Source organism: Amycolatopsis palatopharyngis (assembly GCF_003385185.1).
Taxonomy (GTDB): Bacteria; Actinomycetota; Actinomycetes; order Mycobacteriales; family Pseudonocardiaceae; genus Amycolatopsis; species Amycolatopsis palatopharyngis.
In genome coordinates, this window is sequence record NZ_PQHZ01000002.1 from 222,670 (window position 1) to 243,440 (window position 20,771).

Annotated in this window: 18 protein-coding genes; 8 read left to right on the plus strand and 10 right to left on the minus strand. The window is 68.1% G+C overall.

Annotated elements, in window-relative coordinates; translation table 11 throughout:
• Nucleotides 1–57 precede the first annotated feature (57 nt).
• A complete protein-coding gene (locus D0C15_RS02360; protein ID WP_116040631.1) occupies nt 58–1,167 on the minus strand; it encodes a ferredoxin reductase in 1,110 nt (369 codons plus the stop codon).
• Between the two features lie 151 nt (nt 1,168–1,318).
• Here D0C15_RS02360 and D0C15_RS02365 point away from each other — a divergent pair, with 151 nt between their 5' ends.
• From D0C15_RS02365 to D0C15_RS02380, 4 genes are all read left to right on the plus strand, one after another.
• Nucleotides 1,319–1,951, plus strand: coding sequence for a TetR family transcriptional regulator (locus D0C15_RS02365; RefSeq protein WP_116040699.1), 633 nt, complete (start codon nt 1,319–1,321; stop codon nt 1,949–1,951).
• Nucleotides 1,952–2,043: 92 nt separating this feature from the next.
• Entirely contained in the window at nt 2,044–3,165 is a 1,122-nt protein-coding gene (locus D0C15_RS02370) for a Re/Si-specific NAD(P)(+) transhydrogenase subunit alpha (RefSeq protein ID WP_211323064.1), read from the plus strand.
• Entirely contained in the window at nt 3,165–3,464 is a 300-nt protein-coding gene (locus tag D0C15_RS02375) for an NAD(P) transhydrogenase subunit alpha part 2 (RefSeq protein WP_116040629.1), read from the plus strand. Before D0C15_RS02370 ends, D0C15_RS02375 begins: the two co-directional genes overlap by 1 nt.
• Nucleotides 3,461–4,846, plus strand: coding sequence for an NAD(P)(+) transhydrogenase (Re/Si-specific) subunit beta (locus D0C15_RS02380; protein ID WP_116040628.1), 1,386 nt, complete (start codon nt 3,461–3,463; stop codon nt 4,844–4,846). Before D0C15_RS02375 ends, D0C15_RS02380 begins: the two co-directional genes overlap by 4 nt.
• Nucleotides 4,847–4,882: 36 nt before the next feature.
• Here the strand turns inward: D0C15_RS02380 and D0C15_RS02385 are convergent, their stop codons facing one another.
• Together D0C15_RS02385 and D0C15_RS02390 are read right to left on the minus strand one after the other, a co-directional pair.
• The gene (locus tag D0C15_RS02385; protein ID WP_116040627.1) at nt 4,883–5,572 is read right to left on the minus strand and encodes a histone-like nucleoid-structuring protein Lsr2; all 690 of its coding nucleotides are present in this window, start codon (nt 5,570–5,572) and stop codon (nt 4,883–4,885) included.
• Nucleotides 5,573–5,804: 232 nt separating this feature from the next.
• A complete protein-coding gene (locus D0C15_RS02390; RefSeq protein WP_116040626.1) occupies nt 5,805–7,175 on the minus strand; it encodes a hypothetical protein in 1,371 nt (456 codons plus the stop codon).
• Between the two features lie 209 nt (nt 7,176–7,384).
• Between D0C15_RS02390 and D0C15_RS02395 the strand changes: the two genes are divergently transcribed.
• From D0C15_RS02395 to D0C15_RS02405, 3 genes are all read left to right on the plus strand, one after another.
• Nucleotides 7,385–8,866: a S8 family peptidase gene (locus D0C15_RS02395; protein ID WP_116040625.1), complete on the plus strand. Its 1,482-nt coding sequence runs from the start codon at nt 7,385–7,387 to the stop codon at nt 8,864–8,866.
• Between the two features lie 220 nt (nt 8,867–9,086).
• Nucleotides 9,087–9,590 carry a DUF3145 domain-containing protein gene (locus tag D0C15_RS02400; protein WP_116040624.1) on the plus strand — a complete coding sequence of 168 codons (504 nt, stop codon included), beginning with the start codon at nt 9,087–9,089 and terminating at the stop codon, nt 9,588–9,590.
• Nucleotides 9,591–9,662: 72 nt separating this feature from the next.
• A complete protein-coding gene (locus D0C15_RS02405; protein WP_211323058.1) occupies nt 9,663–10,259 on the plus strand; it encodes a hypothetical protein in 597 nt (198 codons plus the stop codon).
• A 146-nt stretch (nt 10,260–10,405) separates the two neighbouring features.
• Here D0C15_RS02405 and D0C15_RS02410 read toward each other — a convergent pair whose 3' ends face one another.
• The 5 genes from D0C15_RS02410 to D0C15_RS02430 form a co-directional block, all read right to left on the minus strand.
• Complete coding sequence (locus tag D0C15_RS02410) at nt 10,406–11,653, minus strand: beta-ketoacyl-[acyl-carrier-protein] synthase family protein (protein WP_116040623.1); 1,248 nt, start codon at nt 11,651–11,653, stop codon at nt 10,406–10,408.
• Between the two features lie 43 nt (nt 11,654–11,696).
• Entirely contained in the window at nt 11,697–11,942 is a 246-nt protein-coding gene (locus D0C15_RS02415) for an acyl carrier protein (RefSeq protein WP_116040622.1), read from the minus strand.
• A 70-nt stretch (nt 11,943–12,012) separates the two neighbouring features.
• Nucleotides 12,013–12,990 carry a beta-ketoacyl-ACP synthase III gene (locus D0C15_RS02420; RefSeq protein ID WP_116040621.1) on the minus strand — a complete coding sequence of 326 codons (978 nt, stop codon included), beginning with the start codon at nt 12,988–12,990 and terminating at the stop codon, nt 12,013–12,015.
• A complete protein-coding gene (locus D0C15_RS02425) occupies nt 12,987–13,940 on the minus strand; it encodes an ACP S-malonyltransferase (protein WP_116040620.1) in 954 nt (317 codons plus the stop codon). Before D0C15_RS02425 ends, D0C15_RS02420 begins: the two co-directional genes overlap by 4 nt.
• Nucleotides 13,941–14,079: 139 nt before the next feature.
• Nucleotides 14,080–15,294 (minus strand): PucR family transcriptional regulator, encoded by a 1,215-nt coding sequence (locus D0C15_RS02430; protein WP_116040619.1) that lies wholly within the window; start codon nt 15,292–15,294, stop codon nt 14,080–14,082.
• A gap of 268 nt (nt 15,295–15,562) precedes the next feature.
• On the opposite strand from D0C15_RS02430, the gene D0C15_RS02435 reads away from it, so the two are divergent.
• Nucleotides 15,563–16,318 carry a mechanosensitive ion channel family protein gene (locus tag D0C15_RS02435; RefSeq protein WP_116040618.1) on the plus strand — a complete coding sequence of 252 codons (756 nt, stop codon included), beginning with the start codon at nt 15,563–15,565 and terminating at the stop codon, nt 16,316–16,318.
• Between the two features lie 108 nt (nt 16,319–16,426).
• Here D0C15_RS02435 and D0C15_RS02440 read toward each other — a convergent pair whose 3' ends face one another.
• The gene (locus tag D0C15_RS02440) at nt 16,427–17,638 is read right to left on the minus strand and encodes an alpha-hydroxy acid oxidase (RefSeq protein WP_116040617.1); all 1,212 of its coding nucleotides are present in this window, start codon (nt 17,636–17,638) and stop codon (nt 16,427–16,429) included.
• A gap of 119 nt (nt 17,639–17,757) precedes the next feature.
• Entirely contained in the window at nt 17,758–20,547 is a 2,790-nt protein-coding gene (gene aceE, locus D0C15_RS02445) for a pyruvate dehydrogenase (acetyl-transferring), homodimeric type (protein ID WP_116040616.1), read from the minus strand.
• Between the last annotated feature and the right edge of the window lie 224 nt (nt 20,548–20,771).

The following is a 20,771-nucleotide window of genomic DNA, read 5'->3' on the forward strand; positions in this document are numbered from 1 at the left end:
CAGTAGTCGGTCGTCGTCGAGTACTCGGTGTGCTGTCCAGTTCTCGCCACGCCGTACTCAGGCGTTGATCTCGACGTCCCCGACGGGAACGGAGATACACAGCTGAATCTCTTCGTTCTCCTCTTCGGACATCTCGCCGGAGAGGGCGTTGCGTACGCAGCCAGTGGTCTTCACCTTGGTGCAGGAAAAGCAGATCCCCATCCGGCAGCCGTGCTCCGGGCGGAGGCCGGCGTCCTCGGCCTGTTCGAGGATCGGCTTGCCGGAGTTCTGTGCCTCGGCGCCACTGTGGGCGAAGCGAAGCGTGCCGACGGCGTCGCCGGTGTCGAGCATGAGTTTGGGCGGGGTGAACTCTTCGGTGTGCAGGTGTTCGCTCAAACCCTCCTTGGCGAATACCGAGCGGACGGAGTCCATCAGTGGAGTGGGTCCGCACAGGTAGGTCTGCGCCTCGGTGTACCAGGGTGCGGCGCTGCGCAGATGCCGCGCGGAGAAGAACCCGTGCAGATCGGCGCCCCGCTTCGCGTGGGTGTAGGCGATGGCGACCCGCGTCCTGCCGTGCTCGGTCGCCAGCGCGGCCAGTTCCCGCCGGTAGAGCACGTTGTCGGCCGTGTTGGCGTAGTGCAGGAAGGTGATCTCCCCCGGATACCCCTCGTCCACCAGTGTGCGCAGCATCGACAGCACCGGCGTGATTCCGCTGCCGCCGCTGATCAGCAGCACCTTCTCCGGTCGCGGCTGCGGCATCGTGAAGCCGCCGTCGGGCTGGGAGAGTCCGAGGACCATTCCTGGCGCGGCGTTCTCTTGCAGGTGGCGGGAGACCAGTCCCTGGGGATCCGCCTTGATCGTGAGTTCGAGCCTGCCGTCGGGGCGCCGCTCGGAACAGGCTGGGGAGTAGCAGCGGGTCCGGCGCACACCGTCGATGTCCACCGAGACGCGCACGTACTGCCCCGCGCTGAAGCCGCGCCAGGCCCGGCTGGGGCGGATCGTGAGGGTGACGGTGTCGGCCGTCTGGTGCCGTACCTCGGTGACGACCCCGCGGATCTCCCTGCGCACCAGCATCGGGTCGAGGAGTTCGAGGTAACGGTCCATTCCGTGCGGGGTGAGCAGCGCCTCGGCGATCGAGGCCAGCTTGCCCGCTCCCCGCCGTGTCCGTTTCGGCAGCAGCGCTGTCATGACATCTCCCACATCGGTGCCCGGGTTGGCAGGCGTCCTTGTATTACAGTGAACACTTGTACACTCACTAGTGGAGTGTATGTCCACGACAGCTGTCAACCGGAGAGGGAGGTGATGTGACGTGAGCAATACCGCAAGTACGGTTGCGGTCGTGTCCACCGAGTCCGTGAGCCGTCAGGAACGTAAGCAGCGCACCAGACAGGCGCTGCTGAACTCGGCGCTGGAGCTGCTGGCGGACCGTGGGTTCGCCAGCTTGAGCCTGCGCGAGGTCACCAAACGGGCCGGAATCGTGCCCACCGCGTTCTACCGGCACTTCGAGTCGATGGACGAGCTCGGCGTGGCGCTGGTCGAGGAGGCCATGCGGACCCTGCGCAGGATGATCCGGGCGGCCCGCGACGACGTCACCAGTTACGCCGGGCTGATCCACGCCTCCGTGGCCATCCTGTTCGAGCACGTCCGCGCGCACGAGGAGCACTTCCGCTTCCTCACCAGGGAACGCTACGGCGGGGCCGGTCCCGTGCAGCAGGCGATCAGCACCGAACTCAGGCTGTTCGCCAGCGAACTCGCGGTCGATCTGGCCCGCTTCGACTACCTGCGCGAGTGGACCACCGAGGACCTGCACATGATGGCCGACCTGATCGTCACGGCCATGCTGTCGACCGTGGTCGAACTGATCGAGGCGCGGCCCCGCGACGCGGAGACCGACGAACGGATCGTGCGCACCGCCCGCAAACGCCTCCGGCTCATCGTGCTCGGCGCCGCCAGCTGGCGCAGTAAGCCCTGACAGAGTTCGCAAACAGCCCTTGAGTCGCTGCCGCGAGCCGGTGTCGTCGTGGTAAACCTGGTGATCGCGATTACAGTGACGGAGGTCTCGTGGTGGTGGATACCGGCTCGCTCACGGTCGGGGTGGTACGCGAGTCAAGATCGGGCGAAACGCGCGTCGCACTCGTGCCCAAACTCGTCGAACGGCTGCGCGGCCGGGGTCTTCGCATTGTCGTGGAGTCCGGAGCGGGGGCAAGTGCCCGGCTGGCGGACGAACTCTACGAGCAGGCGGGGGCGAGCATCGGCGACGCGTGGGCCGCTGACGTCGTGCTCAAAGTCGCTCCGCCGACCCCGGACGAGGTGGGCAAGCTTTCGCGAGGAACCGTCCTGATCGGATTCCTCGCGCCACTGTCCGATGTAGAAGGGGTGCGCGCTCTGGAGGAGGCGGGCGTGACCGCGTTCGCGGTGGAGTCGATTCCACGGATCTCCAGGGCACAGGCGATGGACGCCCTGTCCTCACAGAGCAGTGTCTCCGGCTACCGCGCCGTGCTGCTCGCCGCACAGCGATTGCCCCGGTTCTTCCCGATGCTCACCACAGCCGCGGGGACCGTGCCGCCGGCGAAGGTACTGGTGCTCGGCGCGGGAGTGGCCGGTTTGCAGGCACTCGCGACGGCCAAACGCCTCGGTGCCCGGCCCACCGGATACGACGTCCGGCCGGAGGTCGCCGAACAGGTGCGCTCGGTGGGTGCCCAGTGGCTCGATCTGGGGATCGAAGCCGTTGGCGAGGGTGGCTACGCCCGCGAACTCACCGAGGAGGAGCGAGCCGAGCAAAAGCGCAGGCTGAGCGAGGCGATCACCGGGTTCGACGCGGTCGTCACCACTGCCCTTGTTCCCGGCCGCACGGCTCCCACCTTGGTCACCGCCGACGCCGTGCGGGGTATGCGGCCGGGCAGTGTCGTGGTCGACCTCGCGGGTGAGTCCGGTGGCAACTGCGAACTCACCGAACCCGGCGCCGAGATCGTCGCGCATGACGTCACGATCTGCGCGCCGCTGAACCTGCCCGCCGAGATGCCCGAACACGCCAGCGAGCTGTACTCCAGGAACCTGACCGAGCTGCTCGAATTGCTCGTCGACGCCGAGGGCGGACTCTCGCTGGACTTCTCCGATGAGGTCGTCGCGGGTGCCTGTGTCGCTGGTGCGGCCCCCGAGGTGCCCGAGACGAAGGGGAACGACTGATGCTCATCCAGAATCTCGCGATCCTGGTGCTGGCCGGCTTCGTCGGCTTCGCCGTGATCTCCAAGGTGCCCAACACCCTGCACACACCCTTGATGTCGGGCACCAACGCGATCCACGGGATCGTGCTGCTCGGCGGGTTGATCGTGCTGGGACTCGGCGCCGAGGGGGTGCTGAACAAGGTGTTGCTGGTGATCGCGATCGCCTTCGGCACGATTAATGTCGTCGGCGGGTTCCTGGTGACCGACCGGATGCTGGCGATGTTCAAACAGAAGAAGCCCGAGGACGGGGCAGGCTCATGAGCAGTGCCGTCGGTGTCCTGTACATCATCGCGTTCGCCCTGTTCATCTACGGATTGATGGGCCTGACCGGGCCACGTACGGCCGTACGTGGCAACTGGATAGCCGCGGTGGGCATGGCCATCGCGGTGATCGCCACACTGTTGCTGCCCGGCATGGGCAACTGGTGGCTGATCGCACTGGGTATCGCGATCGGTGCGCTGGTCGGAGTGCCCGCGGCCCGTAAGGTCAAGATGACCGCGATGCCACAGATGGTGGCGCTCTTCAACGGGGTCGGCGGCGGGGCCGTCGCACTCATCGCGTGGGTGGAGTTCCGGACCACCGACGCTTACGCGCACGAACCCCGCTACGTGGCCATCGCGTCGTTGTTCGCCGCGATCGTCGGCTCGGTGTCCTTCTGGGGCTCCAACATCGCGTTCGGCAAACTGCAGGAGCTCATTCCCGGCCGTTCCGTCACCCTCGGCAGGTTGCAGCAGCCGCTCAACGCGCTACTGCTGCTCGCGGCACTGGCCTGCGCGGTGGTGATCGCCGCAGGCGGTGACGGCGAGCTGCTGATGATCGTCCTGTTGCTCGCCGCAGCGGCTTTCGGCGTCATGGTCGTGCTGCCGATCGGCGGCGCGGACATGCCCGTGGTGATCTCGCTGCTCAACGCCCTCACCGGGCTGTCGGCCGCGGCGATGGGGCTGGCGCTGGACAACACTGCGTTGATCGTCGCCGGCATGATCGTGGGTGCTTCGGGTTCGATCCTGACCAATCTCATGGCCAAGGCGATGAATCGTTCGATTCCGGCGATCGTCGGCGGTGGCTTCGGCGGAACGACCGGCACGACGGGCGGGACCAAGACGGAGGACAGGCCGGTTCGCCGGACGAGCGCTGCCGACACCGCGATCCAGATGGCCTACGCGGGCCGGGTCGTGGTCGTGCCCGGATACGGGATGGCGGTGGCGCAGGCGCAGCACGCGGTGCGGGAGATGGCCGACCTGCTGGAGGCCAAGGGGATCACGGTGTCCTATGCGATCCATCCGGTCGCCGGCCGGATGCCGGGGCATATGAACGTGTTGCTCGCCGAGGCCGACGTGCCCTACGACCAGCTCAAGGAGATGGACGAGAGCAACTCCGAGTTTCCCCAGACCGACGTCGCACTGGTGATCGGCGCCAACGACGTGACCAACCCCGCGGCCGAGACGGATCCGGGCTCGCCCATCTACGGCATGCCGATCCTCAAGGTGAACACCAGCAGGTCGGTGATCGTGCTGAAGCGTTCGATGAGTTCCGGTTTCGCCGGGATCGACAACGATCTCTTCTACGACGCCAGGACGAGCATGCTCTTCGGGGACGCCAAGTCCTCGGTCGGTGAGATCGTCGAGGAGCTCAAGGGCCTGTGAACCGCCCGGCGGAGCCGGCCTGAGCGAGTGAGCCGCTCAGGCCAGGTTCGCCGCGGAGAAGGTGACCGGCGGCGCCTTTCGGGGCGTCCGCCGCGCCTTTGGCGGCTGTGCCGCCTTCGCCGGTGTTGCCGCGGCGGACATCGAGGCCTTTGCGGACTTTGAGGTCTTCGCGGGACTGGCCTTCGTGGTCTTCGGCGCCTTCGGAGTCTTCGAGGCCTTGGCGTCCTTGGCGGCCGGCTTCGTGGCAGCGCCCTGAGTGGCGGCGCGCTTGGTGGCCGACGTCTTGGTGGCGGACGCCTTCGCGGACGGAGCTTTCGCGGCCGGTGCCTTCGTGGCGGACGTCTTCGTTGAGGACGTCTTCACGGACGCGGTTTTCTTGGCCGTCTTCGCGGGTGCGGCCTTGACCGCTGTGGACTTGCGCGCGGCGGTCTTGTTCCCTGCCTTCGCCGTCGGCTTTTCGGTGCTCGCCTTCGCCGTGCTCGTCTTCGAGGTGCCTGCCCGCGTGCCACGGCTGCGGGGCTTGGCGTAGGCGCGCGGTGCACGTTTACGGCCACCGACGCGCCTTCCGTGCTCGACGTAGTCGTCGAACACCGCGCGCAGCGCCTTGGCGTTCGCGCCGGAGAGGTCGATGTCGTACTGGACACCGTCCAGTGCGAATCGGACGGACTCTGCGGCAGGCTCACCGTCGAGATCGTCCAGGACGTGAACCGCCTTGCTCTTGGCCACGAAGACCTCCCCCGTGCTCGATTGTTGATCATGGTAACCGGCACGGTTACGACCTCGTCGAAGTACAACCGCCGAATTTCCAGCTTCCTGCGAAAGGATACCTCCCTGTCTCCCGAATCCCGTGTGGGGAGCCGGATTCGCGTCAGAGGTGCGGCAGCCCACATCGAAGGTCCCGCCGGAGATGTGTCCTAATTGGACAGGGTAGGGGACCGTGCCGGCAGGAGCCGGGGGCTCAGGGGGTGAGCGGGACGACGAGCCCGGCGTCGGCGGCCCGCGCGAGAGCCGGGTCGAGCGGGTCCGAGGCACCGTCCGCCCAGCCCGCCTGAACGATGCGCACATCGGTCGCGCCGGTCTCGCTCGCGTAGGCGGCGCCGGCGAAACCCGGCTCTGGTGGTGCCCACTGGCCGGTCTCGGCAGCGAGGTCCACCATCGCGCCGTTGCCGGGAGTGTCGGACAGGCGCCTGATCTCCTCCGGCCGAACCTCTCCGGAGAATCTGAGTTCGGCGACGGACACGGCGATGCGCCTGCCGTTTTTCGTCGTGGTGAAGCTCCCCCTGGTCAGGCCGGCGCACTCCTGTGAGCGCAGTGCTCGCTGGAGTTCGCCGGTCGCGTGCGGCGCGCAGGTGGTGGACTCGGCAACCGCCACCGTGGTCAGTGGCAGACCGTCGATCATCCGCACAACCGGTTCGGCCTGCTGGTCGGAGGCATCCGCAGCCTCATCGCCACCGCTGGTGGCCGCCAGCACGACGGCCACGACCACGAGCGCCAGGAGCAGTCCGAACGCGGCGAACGGCAGCCAGCGCGCGATGGCGGGTTTCTCGGCACCGGGGGTGGACAGTTGTGGTGGCCGTGGAGCGGCCAATGGGCCGGGCGTCGCCGAGGTGGTGGCGGCGGCGGGGTCGCCCGGCGGACGAGGAGCGGGTGGGGCCGGCGCCGGGGCCTGCTCCTCCGCGTTCGGCCGCGGCTGGGGAGCCGGATGTGAAACCTGTGCCGACGCCTGCGCGGGGAAGCCCTCGGCGATCAGCAGGTTCGCTTCCTGTTCCTGCGTGTCCGGGGCAAGTGTGTTCAGCAGTTGCCGAACCACGGGCACCGGCATCGGCTCCCGCGCGGTGGTCAACGACACGATCGCGGCCAGCATGCTGGCCGGTGTCGGGTGCAGCACGCGGACTCTGCCGGCAAGGTCGGCAGCGGGTTGCTCCACCTTCCCGACGTACGGCCCGACCGCCACGACCGTGCCGATGGCGGGGGAGGCGCCAGCCACCGCCCGTATCCGCTCCTCGACGGCCGCCGCGATCGCCAGGGCGTCGGTGGCCGGATTGACGGCGTCGTCGGTGCGCACGAGCGGCCAGCCGTCGGCCTTCCACCTGTCCCGCAGTGGGGCGTCGAGGCGGACGGCGGGATCCGGCAGGTCCACCCCGACCACGATCACGATTCCGTCCGGGCGCAACACGATCGCGTCCACCGGTTCGGTACAGCCCTCGGGGCGTGCGCCGATGAGCGCGATGCCGCCGATCACCGTGCTTCCCCGCCCGAGCGCGGTCAGTGCGGCACGAACGTCCTCGGAGACCACCGCTGATCGTCGGGCGAGCCGGACCAGTCGCACCCGAGCCTCCCAAATCGGTTGTTGTCTCTACACGCTAGTGCGCCGGTCTTTTTCGCACTTCAGAGAGGTGCTCACCTACTCAGGTATCACCCGAATGAGGGGTAGCAGAAGTTCGATGAGCGGAACGTAGTTGTTGACAGTGATTGCTATCACCTAGTTGAGTGGCTACTCGTCAGTACACGGGGGCTGTCAGAAACAGGAGACGCAAGATGCGCACACGATCCGCGCGGCTGCGGCGATCATTCGCGATCGCCGCCGCCGTCGTAGTTCTCCCGGTTACGGGCGCCGTGCCCGCAACGGCCGACACCCAGGAATCGCTCACTCCAGTTTCGGACACGCTCGGCGCGCTGCTGTCGTCCGCGGCGGGCTCGGCCAGTGTGACCACGCTCGTGCACGGCACCGATCTCGCCGCCGCGGAGCGAGCGGTGAGCGAAGCGGGGATGCAGCGGATCACCAGCTTCCGCAAGATCGGCGTCGTAGCCGCCAAGGGCACCGCCGACCAGGTGCGTCAGGTGCGCGCGGCCGACGGTGTGACCTATCTGGAGAACAACGACCCGATCACCATGTTCGGGACCTCGGGCACCGAGGCGACCCGCAGCGCCGAGGCCCGCAGCACGCTGACCGGCGCGAACGGTGCCCCGCTCGACGGCAGTGGTGTTTCCGTTGCGGTCATCGACACCGGCGTCGATCCCACCCACCCAGCGTTCCGTGGCGCCGACGGTTCCAGCCGGGTCGTACGCAATCTCAAGAGCCTCTGCCAGCAGGGCACCGACACCGGCTGCATCGTGTCGGTACCGAACTCGGTCGACACCGACACACTTTCCCTCGGTGGTCACGGCACACACGTCACCGGGATCGCCGCGGGCAACACCCTGTCTCTGAGCGACGGCAGCAAGGTCGGCGGCTCGGCCCCCGGTTCGAAGATCGTCTCCATCTCCACCGGTGCCGCACTGGTGGTGCTCGGCAGTGACGCCGCGCTCAACTGGGTCCTGGAGAACCACGCCGCCCCCTGTGGTGCGGGTGTTCCCGCCACCACCTGCCCGCCGATCAAGGCGGTGAACAACTCCTATGGGCCCAGTGGCGGAGGTGAGTTCGACCCGAACTCGGCCACGGTCAAGCTGCAGCGAGCACTGGCTGACGAGGGCGTGGTGACCGTCTGGGCCAACGGCAACGACGGTGGCGACGGCTCGCAGAACCTGTCCAACCCGCCCGGGCAGGACCCGACTCCCGGCGTGTTGTCCGTGGCGTCCTATTTCGACCAGGGCACCGGAACCCGGGACGGCTCCGTTTCGGACTTCTCCTCCCGCGGTTCGGCCACGGAGCAGCAGAGCTGGCCGGACATTTCGGCTCCTGGCGAGGAGATCCTCTCCTCTTGCCGCGTCTACCTGCCGATCTGCTCGACCGGTCTGCAGCCGAAGAACGGGCCCGGGCTGCTCGACCTGGGGACGTACAACGTGATCAGCGGCACCTCGATGGCCGCACCGCAGATCACCGGCATCGTGGCGCAACTGTTCCAGGCCAAGCCGAACGCGACTCCCGCGGAGATCGAGGACGCGCTCAAGTCAACGGCCTACAAGTTCAGTGACGGCGCGGCCTACGAACCGGCCGGCCCGTACACGTCCAGCTTTGACAAGGGCACCGGCCTCGTCGACGTCGTCGCCGCGGCCAACTCGCTCGGCGCCACTTCCTGACCGGCAACGGTGTGTGATCCGGCGGCGACCCGCTGCGGCGAAATGCCGCTGCCGGGTCGCCGCCGGCGTTATGCGGACCGAACAGGAGTGAGACTTCTGGGGTTCGTGTGGCCAAAAGGCATGATTGCGGTGCACAATGTGCGTGGAGTCGCTACGAGTGCATCCGATGCTCGCGAGGTCGTAGGGGAAGACGCCCCTCGTCGAGTAGCGGAGGTCAGCAGTGAGCACCCGTGGCAACACCCGTGGCGTGGTGTACGTCCACTCGTCGCCGTCTGCGGTATGTCCGCACGTCGAGTGGGCTATTTCGGGCACCCTAGGTACCCGTGCAGATCTACAATGGACGGCGCAACCCGCCGCCCCCGGTCAGTTGCGCGCAGAGTGCAGCTGGCGCGCGCCCGCAGGTACCGGTGGCAAGCTCGCCGGCGCGCTGAAGGCATGGCCGATGGTGCGGTTCGAAGTCGCCGAGGAACCGAGTCCCGGAGTGGACGGTGAGCGATTCTGCTATGCGCCGGGTCTCGGACTGTGGCACGGCCGGACCAGCGCCAACGGAGACATCGTCGTCGGCGAGGATCAGTTGCGGTCGTTGGTGGCCAGGAGCAGGGCGGGTGAGGCGCTCGCGCACAAGCTCGACGAGTTGCTCGGCGCCAATTGGGACGAGGCGCTGGAGCCGTTCCGGCACGCCGGTGACGGCGCACCGGTGACCTGGCTGCATCAGGTGGGCTGAGCGAATCGGCACCCATCCGTCCATGGAGCCTGGGCACCGCGCACGACGGAGGCGGTTGTTTAGGGTTGGCGGGTGAGCAGCACTCCGACGACCGTGCCGGGCCGCCCGCGATGGCTGGTGCCGGTGCTGATCGTCGTCGTGTCGCTGACGGTGGGCGCCGGGCTGCTGGCGCGCGAGCTGTACCGGTTGCCCGCGGACGTGACCGTACCGCCGGTGACCGTGCCGAGTACCACCTCGCTGGCCCCCGCCGAGCAGCCGGGATCGCCGACCGTCGAGCTTACTCCCGGTGCGGCGGCGCATCCGGCACATGAGCCGGTGCGTCAGTTGCTGCAGACCTACTTCGACGCCATCAACGGGCGCAGTTACGAGCGGTGGAAGACGACGGTGACCGCCGACCGGATCCAGGCGCAGCCTCGGCGTGAATGGCTCGTCGACTACCGCTCCACCAGGGATGGCAGCATCATCGTCCGGCGGATCGAGACCAGGCCCGACCAGCGGCTACAGGTGCTGGTCGGGTTCACAAGCACTCAGGATCCCGAGGACGCGCCGCTGGCCCTGCCGGTCGGGTGTATCCGCTGGAACCTGACCCTGCCCCTGCAACGGGAGAACGGTCAGCTCAGGATCGCGGCGGTACCCGCGGGCACGATCCCGCACCGCGAGGCCTGCTGACCCCCTCGCACTTTCCCGGGAAAGCGCGATGGTTGCACGCGCGCGGTATCGCACTTTCCCGGGAAAGCGCGACATCGCCGAGGTCCCGTCCCAGCTCACGGGCTTGCTCCCGCGCACTTTCCCGGGAAAGTGCGAGGGAGGGGTGCTCAGGCGGTGGTGAACAGCAGGGCCGTGTTGTGCCCGCCGAATCCGAACGAGTTGCTGATGGCCGCGCTCAGTTCGACCTTGCGCGGACTGCCTGCCACGACGTCGAGGTCGACCTTCGGGTCGAGGTTCTCGAGGTTCAGCGTCGCCGGGACGATGCCGTGGTACAGCGCCAGAATGGTGGCGATTCCCTCGACCGCACCCGCACCGCCGACCAGGTGGCCGAGGGCACCCTTCGGGGCGGTGACCACCGGATGCCTGCCGATCGCCGAACGGATCGCGGCGGCCTCACCTACGTCACCGACGACGGTCGAGGTGGCGTGGGCGTTGACGTGGCCCACGTCGGTGGCCTCGAGCCCGGCCATCCGGATGGCGTTGCGCATCGCCGAGATCTGGCCGATGCCCTCCGGGTGGTTGCCGGTGATGTGGTGGGCGTCGGAGGTGATGCCGTACCCGCCGAGCTTCGCGTACACCCGCGCTCCGCGCTGCGCCGCGAGGTCGGCGCGCTCCAGGATCACCACGCCCGCACCCTCACCGAGGACGAAGCCGTCCCGGTCGGTGTCGAACGGCCGTGAGGCGAGTTCGGGAGCGTCGTTGCGGGTGGAGACCGTGCGGGCCTGGGCGAATCCGGCGATGGTGATCGGGTGGATGCAGGACTCGGCCCCGCCCGCGATCACCACGTCCGCGCGACCGGACTGGATCATCTGGACACCGTTCGCGATCCCCTCCGCACCGGAGGCACACGCCGAAGCCGGCGAGTGCACTCCGGCACGGGCCCTGAGGTCGATCCCGACGTGCGCGGCAGGGCCGTTCGGCATCAGCATCGGGACGGTCAGCGGAGACACCTTGCGGATGCCGTGCTCCTCCAGCAGATCGTCCTGAGCCAGCAGGGTCAGCGGGCCACCGATGCCGGTACCGATCGAGACGCCGAGCCGCTCCGGGTCGACGTCGGTGTGCTCCTCCGTCGGCTCGGTGTAGCCCGCGTCCGCCCATGCCTGTCGCGCGGCGATGAGCGCGACCTGCTCGCAGCGGTCCAGGCGGCGCGCCTGCACGCGCGGGATCTTCTCCGCTGGGTCCTCGGCGAGGGTGGCACCGATCCGTACCGGCAGGTCGAATCGCTCGACCCAGTCGGCCTCGATCGGGCGGATACCACTTCGGCCGTCGAGCAGTCCGTCCCAGGTGGACGCGACGTCTCCGCCGAGCGGCGTGGTGGCGCCGAGCCCGGTGATCACGACGTCGATGTTGCTCATTGCATTCTCCCCGAGGGTTTGCCAGCGGTGTTTGCTACTTCGGTTACTTCGAGTTGTTGGAGACGTAGTCGACCGCGTCGCCGACCGTCTTCAGGTTCGCGAGCTCGTCGTCCGGAATCTTCACCCCGAACTTGTCCTCCGCCTGCACGGCGATCTCGACCATCGACAGCGAGTCGATGTCGAGGTCGTCCACGAAGGACTTCTCGGTCGTCACGTCGTCCTGTGCGACTCCGGCGACCTCCTCCACGATCTCGGCGAGGCCGGAGAGGATCTCTTGCTTGTCAGCCACTGGGGTGTTCCTTCCTGATTACTGGTCCTGCTCGGTCCGGTGGGCACGGTGCCCGCCGGGGTAAGTGGTATCACGGGCAGATGATGACCTGGCCCGCGTAGGACAGTCCGGCGCCGGAGCCGACCGCGAGCACGACGTCGCCCCGCTTCGCCCTGCCCTCGGCGCGCATGTGATCCAGCGCCAGCGGGATCGAGGCCGAGGAGGTATTGCCGGAGTACTTGATGTCGTCGGCGACCACCATGTCCTCCCGCGCTCCCTTGGCCCGCAGCCGTTTGGCGATCGCCTCGACGATGCGCAGGTTCGCCTGGTGCGGTACGAGCACGTCGACGTCGGCGGGCTCGAGTCCGGCCAGCTCCAGTGCACGCAGGGCGATCGGCGCTATCTGCGTCGTCGCCCAGCGGAACACCGCCTGCCCCTCCTGGTAAATGTACTTGTGTTCGCGCATGTAGATCGTGTCCACCAGATCACCGGCGCTGCCCCAGGCCACCGGCCCGATGCCTGGCTCTTCGGCAGGACCGACCACGGCGGCGCCCGCACCGTCGGCGAAGATGATCGCGTTGGACCTGTCCACCGGGTCGACGACATCGGTGAGTTTCTCCGCGCCGATGACCAGCACCCGGCCCGAGGATCCGGAACGGATCAGGTCGGATGCCACCGCGAGGCCGTAGCAGAATCCGGCGCATGCGGCGTTCAGGTCGAACGCGCCTGCCGCCGTGATGCCGAGCCGGTCGGCGACCTGCGCCGCGGCGTTCGGGATGGGCGAGGGCATCGTGCAGTTCGGCACGATCACGGTGTCCACGTCGCCCGGTTCGAGACCCGCGTCAGCCAGCGCCCGCACGCCCGCGGTGACCGCCATGTCCGGCAGCGACTCGTCCTTGTCGGCGAATCGGCGTTCGATGATGCCGACCCTGTCCCGGATCCACTGGTCGGTGGTCTCCATGATCTTGGAAAGGTCGTCGTTCGTGACGATCCGCTCGGGTTGCGCGCTACCGAGACCGAGCACGCGAGTGGCCGCGGGACCCTGCTTGAGGCGAAGTGCAGGGCTCATCGCGCGTTCTCCTGATCGTTGTCGGTCAGCTCTGCCGCCGCGCCGAGGTTCTCGGGTGTCTTCACCGCCACGGTCGCGGTGACCGTGCCCTTGAGCTCACGTTTGACCAGGCCGGTGAGCGTGCCCGCGGGCGGTAGCTCCACGGTGGCGGTGACGCCCATCGAGGCGAGGCCCCGCATGGTGAGATCCCAGCGGACCGGGCGGGTCACCTGCGCGACCAGGCGCTCCAGGTACTCCGCGCCGGTGTCCACCACCGTACCGTCGGAATTGGACAGCAGCGGCCGGGTCGGGTCGCCGGGGGAGATGTCCGCCACATGTGCCCGCAGCGCCTCCTCGGCGGGGGCCATGTAACTGGTGTGGAAGGCGCCCGCGACCTTGAGGGCGCGAACCTTGGTGCCCTCCATCGGTTCGGCGACGATGCGTTCGATCGCAGCGGCGGAACCCGAGGCGACGATCTGACCCGCACCGTTCTGGTTCGCCGCGATCAGCCCGTGGCTCTCCAGCCAGGCGACGACCTCCTGCGGGTCGCCGAGCATTACAGCGGCCATGCTGGTCGGTTCGGCCGCGCAGGCCTTCGCCATCTCCGCGCCACGGACCGCGGCGAGCGCGACGGCCTCGGCCGGTGAAAGCACGCCGGCGACGGCGGCGGCCGCGAGCTCACCCACGGAGTGCCCTGCGACGGGGGCGTCGGCCGGGAGGTCGACCTGTGTGCTCAGCTGATCGAACGCGAGCAACGACAGCGCGACGATCAGGGGCTGCGCGACGGCCGTGTCCTGGATTTCCTCCGCACCCGCCTCGGTGCCGAGGTGGACGAGATCGAGTCCGCTGCGCTGCGACCACTCGTCGAGACGAGCCCGTGCGCCGTCGACCTCGAGCCAGGGCGCGAACATGCCGGGGGCCTGGGACCCCTGTCCGGGGGAGAGGAGGGCAATCACCCCTCTAGGGAACACGGTGAAGCGGGGTTCCCGTGATGCCGCCGGTCACCAAGTCCGCCGTGTGGAATTGGAGGGATCCTACAAAAGTTACGTCGAGATGAACGGTCGTAACGACGCCAGGTTGTCGGGTTCGGGTAGTTTTCGGTGACCCAGCTCACCACAGGCCCCGGCCGCGCGCGAGCCTGCCGACCGTGAGCGCGATCCGCAGCACCAGCGCGTCTCGTGGTTCGGCGGCGTGCCTGCCGGTCAGTTCCGCGGCCTTACGCAGCCGGTATCTGACGGTGTTGGGGTGGACGAACAGGATGCGGGCGCAGGTCTCCAGCACGCCACCGCTCTCCAGGTAGGTCTCGACGGTCTGCAGCAGCGCGGGGCCTGCCTCTTCCAACGGGCGCGCGATCTCTTCGATGAGCAGCCGTTCGGCTTCGGCGTCGCCGGAGAGTGCGCGCTCGGGTAGCAGTTCCACCGACCGGACGGGCCGGGGCGCGGACGGCCAGCCGACCACCGCACGCAGACCGGACAGTGCCTCCACCGCGCTCTGGTGGGCATCGGCGAGACTGGTCGCTGTCGGCCCGGCGACCACAGGACCCTCGCCGAAGGCGACCGACAAGGACGCCAGCATCTCGCGGTCCTTCGCCGTTCCCTCGGTGGGGCCGGCCACCACGACGACCAGCCGGGAACCCTGTACCCCCAGCAGTACCGGCCTGCCGACACGGGCGGCGCGGCTGCGTACCTCGAACACGACGGTCGGCGGATCTTCCGAGGGCGGGTTGCCGACGAGCACGGTCGCCTTGGCCGCCGGGTCCCAGCCGAGCGCAGCGGCCCGGGAGAGCACCGATTCCTCGGCGTCACCGCGAACAACGCCGTCCACCACGAGGGCCTCGAGTCGCGCGTCCCAGGCTCCGCGGGCCTCGGCCGCCGCCGCGTAGGAGTTCGCAGCGGCGAAGGCGATCTCCCGGCCGTAGCGGAGGATGCCCTCGATCAGGGCTGCCCGTTCCGTCTCGTTCGCCGCGAACTCCGGCAGTTGCTCCTCGAAGACCTCGATCGCCAGCCGGACCAGTCCGACCGTCTGCCGCAGGCTGATCCACCGGGACAGTTCCTGTGGTGCCCCCCGGAACGCCTCGGTGGTGAGGTTGAGTGCTTCTTTCGAATCCCGGAGCCAGCCGACGAATCCGGCGGCACCCGTTTGAGTGATCAGCAGGACTCCCGCACGTTGATCGGCGGGCATCCGGTTGAACCAGGGAAGCCGCTCCTCCATCGCGGCCACGCTCGCCGAGGCGAGCCTGCCCGATGCGCGTTCGAGATCGCGGAGTGTCTTCGCCGAGAGGCCGTGTTGTTTGGGGGCCTGACCGCGGGAGTTGGTCTGTGTCATGACGTGGTCGATCGTACGTCGCTCGGCCGGGAACGAGGGTGCCGCCGCTCGTCACGGGGAAAAACCCGAGGCCGCCCGGCGCGCTGCGGTTCTCGCTGCGCCGGACGGCCTCGTCTCCCCGGTCCCCACCGGTACTTCCACTATGGACCGAGTGGATCTTCCGCGCCAGCGGGCTCACTCGTTCGTGGGGTGCTCGAGTTGCTGGAGTGGCGCAAGTGCACAACGATCCCGGCACTGAAGAACTCACAGCTCGACCTAGGAGGAGATAGTGGGCGAGCAGCTCAAGGACGGGCTGGGCCAGGCCTGGAGTCTGGTTGCGACATTCGTACCGAAACTCATCGGCTTCCTGATCATCCTGCTCATCGGCTGGCTCATCGCGAAGGCGGTGTCCAAGGCGCTGACCATGGTGCTCGGCAAGCTCGGGTTCCGCACTCTGATCGACAAGACGGGCCTGAAGGGGATGCTCCGGGAGTCGAACCTCGACGCCGTGAACATCATCGGCAAGCTGGCCTATTACTTCATTCTGCTGATCGCCCTGCAACTCGCCTTCGGCGTGTTCGGGCCGAGCAATCCGGTGAGCCAACTGCTCAACCAGGTAATCGCGTTCCTGCCGCGGATCGTGGTCGGCATCGTGCTGCTCATCGTGGCGGCGGCGATCGCCAAGGTCGTCCGCGACATGGTCACCAGCGCACTCGGTGCACGGCCCGCAGGCGGCCTGCTCGGCACGATCGCCTACTGGCTGATCATGGCGCTGGGCATCATCGCGGCACTGAATCAGGTGAACATCGCGACCACGGTGACCACGCCGGTGCTGATCACCGTGCTGGCCACTATCGGCGGTGTCATCGTCGTCGGCTTCGGCGGCGGTCTGGTGAAGCCGGCCCAGCAGCGCTGGGAAGGCTGGCTGAACAACCTGCAGGGTCAGCTCGGCAAGGGTGCCGACCAGACCGGCAGGACCTCGGTGGGCACCGGTACCGGAAGTGCGGCCACCTCGTCGGAGTCCACCCCAAGGGGAGAGGTCTGATCGCCTAGCGGCTCCGGACCCCGGGTCGTTGGATGTCCCCAATGTGGCATTGGGGACATCCAACGACCCCAATGCCACATTGGGGAACTTCCAGTCGGGGGACGCTCGTCAGCGAAGGGTCGCGTGGGTCGGGCTTAGTTCGGCGATCGAGCGCACTCCGAGCAGTTGCATCGTCCGGACGATCTCGGCACGCAGGATGTCCACCGTGCGCTGTACTCCGCGCTCGCCGCCGGCCATCAGTCCGTACAGGTACGCGCGGCCGATGAGACAGGTCTGTGCGCCCCTGGCGAGGGCGGCCACGATGTCCCCGCCGGAGAGGATGCCGGTGTCCAGCCAGACCTCGGCGTCGTCGCCGACCGCGTCCAGCGTCGGTGGCAGCAGTTCCAGCGGCGTCGGCGCCCTGTCCAGCTGACGGCCTCCGTGATTGGACAGTACGACGGCCTCGGCGCCGTGTTTGACGATCTCGGCGGCGTCGTCGGGGTTCTGGATGCCCTTGACGACGAGCTTGCCCGGCCAGCTCGCCCGCACCCAGTCGAGTGCTTCGTAGTCCAGCGTCGGGTCGAACATCTTGTTGATCAGGTCGGCCACTGTGCCACCCCACGAGCTCAGTGAGGCGAAGGTCAGCGGCTCGGTGGTGAGCAGGTTGATCCACCAGGCAGGGTGCATGGCGCCGTCGAGGAAGGTGCGCAGGGTCAGCGCGGGCGGGATGGTCAGTCCGTTGCGGACATCGCGCATCCGTGCACCGCCGACCGGGGTGTCGACGGTGAGCATGAGCGTGTCGTAGCCCGACTCCCAGGCTCGCTGCATCAGGTCCTTGCCCGCGGAGCGATCGCGCCACACGTAGAGCTGGAACCACTTGCGGGCCCGCGGGGCGGCCGCGGCCACGTCCTCGATCGACGTCGTGCCCATTGTGGACAACGCGTATGGAATGCCCTCGCGCTGGGCGACCGTGGCGACCGCGCGTTCTCCCTCGTGGTTCATCATCCGGGTGAAACCGGTGGGGGCGAAGGCGAACGGCAGGGCGGAGCGGACCCCGAGGATGTCCGTACCGGTGTCCACCTCGGCGACACCGCGCAGCACGTTTGGCCGGAACTCGATGTTGCGGAACGCCTGCCGGGCGCGGCGCAGGCTGTCCTCGAGTTCGGCCGCGCCGTCGGTGTAGTCGAAGACCGCCCGTGGGCTCCGTTTACGGGCGATCGTGCGTAGGTCGGCGATCGTGTGCGCCTTCGCGAGCCTGCGCTCGGTCGGGTTGAGCACGATCGGCCGGGGCCGCAGGATCTCTGCCAACTCGGCAGGGCGGGGCACACGGCGCTGGGTCATGCCTTCATCTCCACGTCGGTTGTTCCCCAATGTGGCATTCGGGTACTTGAGCGTCCCCAATGTGGCATTGGGGACATCCAACGTCCCCAATGCCACATTGGGGAACTTCGAGACCGCGGTCAGGCGACGCCGGAATCCGAGGTCTGGGGACCAGCGGCGGAGACGTCGTCGATGCGGTACTTGCGAGCTGCCTCGGCCGCCTTCGACTGCTCGATCTCGCCTCGACGGGCCAACGCGGTCAGCACGCCGACCGTGATCGACTCGGCGTCGACCAGGAAGTGCCTGCGCGCCGCGGGACGGGTGTCGGAGAACCCGAACCCGTCTGTGCCCAGCGTCAGCATGTCGGTGGGCACCCACGGCCGGATGAGGTCCGGTACCGCGCGCATCCAGTCCGACACGGCGACGATCGGGCCCTGTACGTCCTGCAGCGCCGAGGTCACGTACGGCACGCGCGGGGTGTCGCCTGGGTAGAGCAGGTTGTCCCGGTCGACATCCACCGCCTCCCTGCGCAGCTCGGTCCACGACGTGGCCGACCACACCGAAGCCCGTACGCCCCACTCCTCGGCCAGCATCCGCTGTGCCTTCAGCGCATCGGGCATCGTGACGCCGGAGACCATGATCTGGGCCTCGGGTCCGTCGCCCTCCGGAGCGTCCGCGTAGCGGTACAGACCGCGCAGCAGGCCGTCGACGTCCAGGTTCTCCGGCTCCGCCGGGTGCTGGTACGGGTCGTTGTAGATGGTGATGTAGTAGAAGATGTTCTCGCCGTTGCCGTCCGGACCGGTCTCGCCGTACATCCGGCGGAGTCCGTCACGCACGATGTGCGCGATTTCGAACGACCACGCGGGGTCATAGGTCACGGCCGCGGGGTTGGTCGCCGAGAGCAGGATCGAGTGTCCGTCCGCGTGCTGCAGCCCCTCACCGGTCAGTGTGGTGCGGCCCGCGGTGGCGCCGAGCACGAATCCCCTGGTCATCTGGTCGGCCGCGGCGTAGAGCGAGTCACCCGTGCGCTGGAAGCCGAACATCGAGTAGAAGATGTAGATCGGGATCATCGGCTCGCCGTGGGTGGCGTAGGACGTGCCCACCGCGGTGAACGACGCCGTGGACCCGGCCTCGTTGATGCCCTCGTGCAGCAACTGGCCTTGCTCGGACTCCTTGTAGGCCAGCATCAGCTGCGCGTCGACCGATGTGTAGCTCTGCCCGTGCGGGTTGTAGATCTTGGCCGTCGGGAACATCGAGTCGAGGCCGAAGGTCCTGGCCTCGTCCGGGATGATCGGCACGATCCGCTTGCCGATCTCGGCGTCCTTGGCCAGTTCCCGGATCAGCCGGACGAACGCCATCGTGGTGGCGACCTCCTGCTTGCCGGAGCCCTTGCGGATCGAGTCGTACGTCGAGTCGCCGGGCAGTACCAGCGGCTTCGACTTGGCGCGGCGCTCGGGCAGGAAGCCACCGAGCGTGCGCCTGCGGCTGAGCAGGTACTCGATCTCCGGTGAGTCCTCGCCGGGGTGGTAGTACGGCGGCAGCTTCGGGTCGCGTTCGAGTTCCTCGTCGCTGATCGGGATGCGCTGGGCGTCGCGGAGGAGCTTGAGGTCGTCGAGGGTCAGCTTCTTCATCTGGTGCGTGGCGTTACGACCCTCGAAGGAGGAACCGAGCCCGTAGCCCTTGATGGTGTGCGCCAGGATCACCGTCGGCTGGCCGTTGTGCTCTAGCGCCGCCTTGTAGGCCGCGTAGACCTTGCGGTAGTCGTGCCCGCCGCGCTTGAGGTTCCAGATGTCGGCGTCGGAGAGATCCTTGACCAGTTCCTTGGTCCGCGGGTCGCGGCCGAAGAAGTGCTCGCGGACGAACGCGCCGTCGTTCGCCTTGTACGTCTGGAAGTCACCGTCCGGTGTGGTGTTCATCACGTTCACTAGTGCACCGTCGCGGTCGGCATGCAGGAGCGCGTCCCACTCCCGGCCCCAGATGACCTTGATCACGTTCCAGCCCGCGCCGCGGAAGTACGACTCCAGCTCCTGAATGATCTTGCCGTTGCCGCGCACCGGCCCGTCCAGGCGCTGCAGGTTGCAGTTGATCACGAACGTGAGGTTGTCCAGGCCCTCGCCCGCGGCCACGTGGATCAGGCCGCGCGACTCCGGCTCGTCCATCTCGCCGTCGCCGAGGAACGCCCAGACGTGCTGGTCACTGGTGTCCTTGATGCCGCGGTCGTGCATGTAGCGGTTGAACCGCGCCTGGTAGATGGCGTTCATCGGGCCGATGCCCATCGACACCGTCGGGTACTCCCAGAAGTCCGGCATCAGCCTGGGGTGGGGGTAGGACGGCAACCCGCCGCCCGGGCCCGCGTGCGAGTACTCCTGGCGGAAGCCGTCCAACTGATCGGCGGTGAGCCTGCCCTCGAGGTAGGCACGGGCGTAGATACCGGGGGAGGCGTGTCCCTGGATGAAGATCTGGTCGCCACCGCCCGAGTGGTCCTTGCCGCGGAAGAAGTGGTTGAAACCGACTTCGTACAGCGCGGCGGACGAGGCGTAGGTCGAGATGTGCCCGCCGACGCCCACACCGGGCCGCTGCGCGCGGTGCACCATGACCGCCGCGTTCCACCTGATGTACGCGCGGTAGCGCCGTTCGATCTCCTCGTCGCCGGGGAACCAGGGCTCGTTCTCCGTGGGGATCGTGTTGACATAGTCCGTCGTCGACAGCGGCGGGACGCCGATCCTGCTCTCCCTGGCCCGCTCCAGCAGCCGCAGCATCAGATAACGCGCGCGCTGCTGGCCGCCGCGGGCCAGCGCGGCGTCGAAGGAGTCCAGCCACTCGGCTGTCTCCTCCGGGTCGATGTCGGGCAGGTGCGCCGCCAGTCCGTCACGAATGACGCGGACGCGAGCCGGGGCCTGCTGGCCGTCGGCGTTGTTCTGCGGGGCCAAGGGATCTCCTCGCCGGTTGTAGCCGTGTTGCTAGCTGTTGCCTTGTGGTCGTGACACAGTCGCCGTTTCGACGGCGGCGAAATGTCGTTCGCCTGCCATCGTCGTCGCAAACGCGGCTCCCGTCACCGCTACTGAGCGGTAACGTTCGCCTACCCCGCTGCGGCGCGTTTCGGCTGCTCCCGCCCCGTTCGGGGCACACCCTCCACCCTAGGCCAGACCGCTGT